Consider the following 3,749-nt stretch of genomic DNA (forward strand, 5'->3'; position numbering starts at 1 on the left):
CCCGCTGTGATTACAAGCCGGATGGACTCGAGATCGTAACGCGAGATCGACGATCGATGCGCTGCGAGTGAGCGGATAAGTGTGGGCGACGCGCCGAAGTGGGTAACGTTATGCCGGCGAATTAAATGCGGCAAGCGTGACCAGTCAGGCCAGTCCGGTGCGCCGTCGTAGCACACCAGGGTCGCGCCCCGCAACAACGCACCTGCAATCGTGATAGGACCGGCGACCCACCCCATATCGGCTGGCCACAGCCACGTATCGCCTGGGCCGAGGTTGAAGTACACCGCAGCGTCGTGGCCAATTTTCAGCGGGAAACCGCCGTGAGTGTGCACCGTGCCTTTTGGCTTGCCAGTGGTGCCCGACGTATAGACGATCATAAAGGGCGCATCCGCTTCAACGAGCAGCGGGTGGACAAGTGGATCTGCGCGGCCCGCCGCTGTTACGTCATACCAATTCAGCGTCCCAGCGATGGGTTCGAGCGGCTTACCGCGCGTGGGCTTGGTGATCACCACACTTAGCGAGGCGAGTGCCGCCGCGCATGCCTCGATCGTCTCGCCCATTCGCACCGGCCTTCCGCGCCGCGTATATCCGGCCGTGCAAATTAACCCTTTCGCTTCACAGCCCATTAGCCGCGCGACAATAGCGTCCGCCCCGAACCCAGAGAAGAGCGGCACAGCGACTGCACCGATCCACGAAATTGCCAAGAACGAGACGACCGCTTCCAAGCTATTTTCCATGAGCAGGCCGACCCGGTCACCCGCGCCGAGATGAGCTGTCTGCAGCCCCGCCGCGAACGCACGGACATCGTCGTGCAATTGCGCGAAAGTACGTGCGACGACCCGCCCGCCCTCGTCCTCCGCGACGACTGCTAGGCGTTCGCTGCGCCCGTCGTTCATGCAAGGCGCGAAAATGCTCTCGACCCAGTTGATCTTGCCACCGGGGAACCAACGCGGAAACGCCTTGCCCTGAGATAGGTCGACATATGATGAGTACGGCTCCCGCCAACGTATGCCAAGCCACCGCATCACCCCTTCCCAATACTCGTCCGGATGGGCGATTGACCATGCGTACAAGCTGTCAAAATCCTTCTGTCCAAGCGTTTCCGCGAGTGAAGTAACCTGCGCAGTCGTGACGTCATGGTCAGTAGGCGCCCAAACTGGTTTCGGTCGGTGATCCATATACGCTCCGATAGGCTTGTCTCGCCGCTTCAAAGACCAAGGTAAGCGGCCTGAACCCGATTGTCGTGTTTCAGGGTTTCAGATGAGCCCTGCATGACCACATTGCCATCATCAATTACGTAGGCGTAGCTCGCCAGATCGAGCGCCACCGACGCGTTTTGCTCGACTAAGAGTACGTCCACTCCATCTCGATTGATCGCGCGGATGGTTGTACCGATTAGATCGACCACGGCTGGTGCGAGTCCGATGGTCGGCTCATCAAGTAGCAAAAGGCGCGGCGACGACATCAGCGCGCGGCCGATCGCGACCATTTGCTGCTGCCCGCCGCTCAGCGACATCGCCGGCTGATTGAGCTTCTCGCGCAACGCGGGGAAAACCTCTAATACGCGGTCCCTATCGCGTTGGATCGCCGCCGAGTCGCGACGCAGGTACGCACCCATCGTGAGATTCTCCGCAACCGTCATGTACGGAAAGAGTCGCCGCCCTTCGGGCACGAGCGCCATTCCGAGACCGACGATCTGGTCTGTGCGCATCTTGGAGATATCATTGCCGTTAAAGACGCGGGTGCCGGAACTGTCCCCCGCGAGATTCATCACCGCGTTCATCACAGAAGTCTTACCGGCCCCGTTCGAGCCAATCAGCGCGACTACGGCGCCACGGGGCAAGTCGAGATTGACGCCGTCAACGGCTGTCACGCCGCCGTAGCGCACCCGCAGATCACGCACTGAAAGAGAAGTTGTCGTTGTCATTGTGTTGTCCCCAGATAAGCGAGAATCACCTCGGGGTTATTGCGCACTTCTTGCGCGCTGCCCTGTGCCAACATCTTGCCGTATTGGAGCACGATGAAACGATCGCATATGCCCATCATCGCCTTCATATTGTGGTCGACGATTAAGATAGTGGTGCCGTCTTCCCGACATAGCGTGCGAAGTAAGTGGAGCACATTCGCAACTTCGACGGTATGCAGTCCGGTCAGCGGCTCATCTAGCCCGAGCAGCTTGGGCTTTGTCGAGATCGCAATGCCGACGCTCAGCAGCCGCTGCATTCCGTGCGGCAAACTCCCGGCTTCCATGTCAAGATGTTTTTCCAGACCTACTCGCGCTGCAATCGCATGCGCGCTTTCTATCCGATCTATGCGTTTTCGCCACTGCCGGTTTGCGGCGATTACGAGGTTTTCGAGCACTGTCATGTCACGAAAAAAACTATCGTGCTGGAAGGTGCGAACCAATCCACGTCGGCTGATCGCGTGCGGCGCGAGACCTGCAATGCTGGCGCCGTCGAAGAGCAGCTCCCCACCGCTTGGTTTCACGTGACCCGAGAGCAGATTGAATGTCGTTGTCTTCCCGGCCCCATTCGGACCGATCAGCCCGAGGATTTCGCCCGCGCGAATCTCGAAATTCAGATTGGAAACCGCGACGAGTCCGCCGTAGCGCCGTGTCAAGCCCTTCACCGCCAGCAATGGATGCGGGGTGTGTTGCGACGATTGCAAATCCTGGTGATTCATCCAAGTTCTCCGCTCGCACGGTCTTTCGAAACACCGGGCCTTGCGCCAATTAGGCACCAGCAACCAATCCATTTTGCGACGTCGATCAGTCCGCCGCGCACGCCGAGCATCGATAAAATGATGACTCCGCCGAACAGCACATACTGCAGCGCGCCCGAGCCCTGCACGAGTTGCGAGACGACCGTGAGGAAGATGGCGCCGATCACCGGTCCAACGATATGACGCTCACCGCCGACTTTCGCGTATGCAAGCGCGTAAACCGGAATTAGGAAGCTGAAATCGCCAGGGCTGATGACGTGATAGCTGTATGCGTGTATCGATCCCGCCGCACCGACCACCAACGCGGCGATTACGAAGCACAAGAGCTTCACGCGTAGAGCGCTAACGCCCAGCGTCTCAACCACCTTGTCGTTGTTGCGAATGGCGTGCATTAGCAGACCGAACGACGACATCTCCGCCGCGTAAAGACCGCATAAAAGTAGATAGCATACCGACACGCTGATCGCCGGCATCCACGGTTCGAGCGACATCGGAGCATAGATGCCAACCATGCCAGAGTTGCCGCCGACGAAATCGATACGCGTGTATGCTAGACGGACGACCTCGGTGAACGCGAAACCGATCAGCATGAAATACGGCCCCTTCACACGCAAGGTCATCCAACCGAACAGCAGGCCAAGTAGTGCCGCGCCGACGCTCGATGCAATTAGCACAAGTGGGACTACGTCCAAACCGTTCGTCACGGCGATCGCGGTGAGATACGCAGCGAAGCCATAGATTGCGCCGCATGCCATGTTCGTCTCGCCGATGAGCAATACGAAGCGCATACCGGCGGCGAGAACGGCGTTAATCGCCGACCAGACGACTAGTTGCGTCAGATACGTCGGCTCGAAATAACTGAGCGCCCCGATGGCCGCGACCAACAACACGGCATTCAGCACGATAATCTTGTGGTCAATTCTGTACATGGCCGAGCATCCCCCGTGGTCTGAACAGAAGTAGCACGGCAACTAGGCAGAACATGCCGATCGTCGCCATAGTGCCGTCAAGGTAATAACCGACGACGC

General features: G+C 58.8%; 4 protein-coding genes. All 4 read right to left on the reverse strand.

The window, feature by feature from the left end:
- On the reverse strand, nucleotides 1–1,178 hold a 1,178-nt coding region (locus tag NCT32_RS36505), incomplete at its 3' end, for an AMP-binding protein (RefSeq protein ID WP_250491510.1).
- Between the two features lie 29 nt (nucleotides 1,179–1,207).
- On the reverse strand, nucleotides 1,208–1,927 hold the full coding sequence (locus NCT32_RS36510; RefSeq protein ID WP_061121975.1) for an ABC transporter ATP-binding protein: 720 nt from the start codon (nucleotides 1,925–1,927) through the stop codon (nucleotides 1,208–1,210).
- The gene (locus tag NCT32_RS36515; protein ID WP_061121974.1) at nucleotides 1,924–2,682 is read right to left on the reverse strand and encodes an ABC transporter ATP-binding protein; all 759 of its coding nucleotides are present in this window, start codon (nucleotides 2,680–2,682) and stop codon (nucleotides 1,924–1,926) included. Before NCT32_RS36515 ends, NCT32_RS36510 begins: the two co-directional genes overlap by 4 nt.
- A complete protein-coding gene (locus NCT32_RS36520) occupies nucleotides 2,679–3,692 on the reverse strand; it encodes a branched-chain amino acid ABC transporter permease (RefSeq protein ID WP_250491511.1) in 1,014 nt (337 codons plus the stop codon). Before NCT32_RS36520 ends, NCT32_RS36515 begins: the two co-directional genes overlap by 4 nt.
- Between the last annotated feature and the right edge of the window lie 57 nt (nucleotides 3,693–3,749).

This window comes from Caballeronia sp. INML2 (assembly GCF_023631365.1).
Lineage (GTDB): Bacteria > Pseudomonadota > Gammaproteobacteria > Burkholderiales > Burkholderiaceae > Caballeronia > Caballeronia turbans.

Coding starts and splice junctions, on each gene's coding strand:
- NCT32_RS36515 (WP_061121974.1), bottom strand. CDS start 2,682: ATGAATCACCAGGATTTGCAATCGTCGCAACACACCCCGCATCCATTG.
- NCT32_RS36510 (WP_061121975.1), bottom strand. CDS start 1,927: ATGACAACGACAACTTCTCTTTCAGTGCGTGATCTGCGGGTGCGCTAC.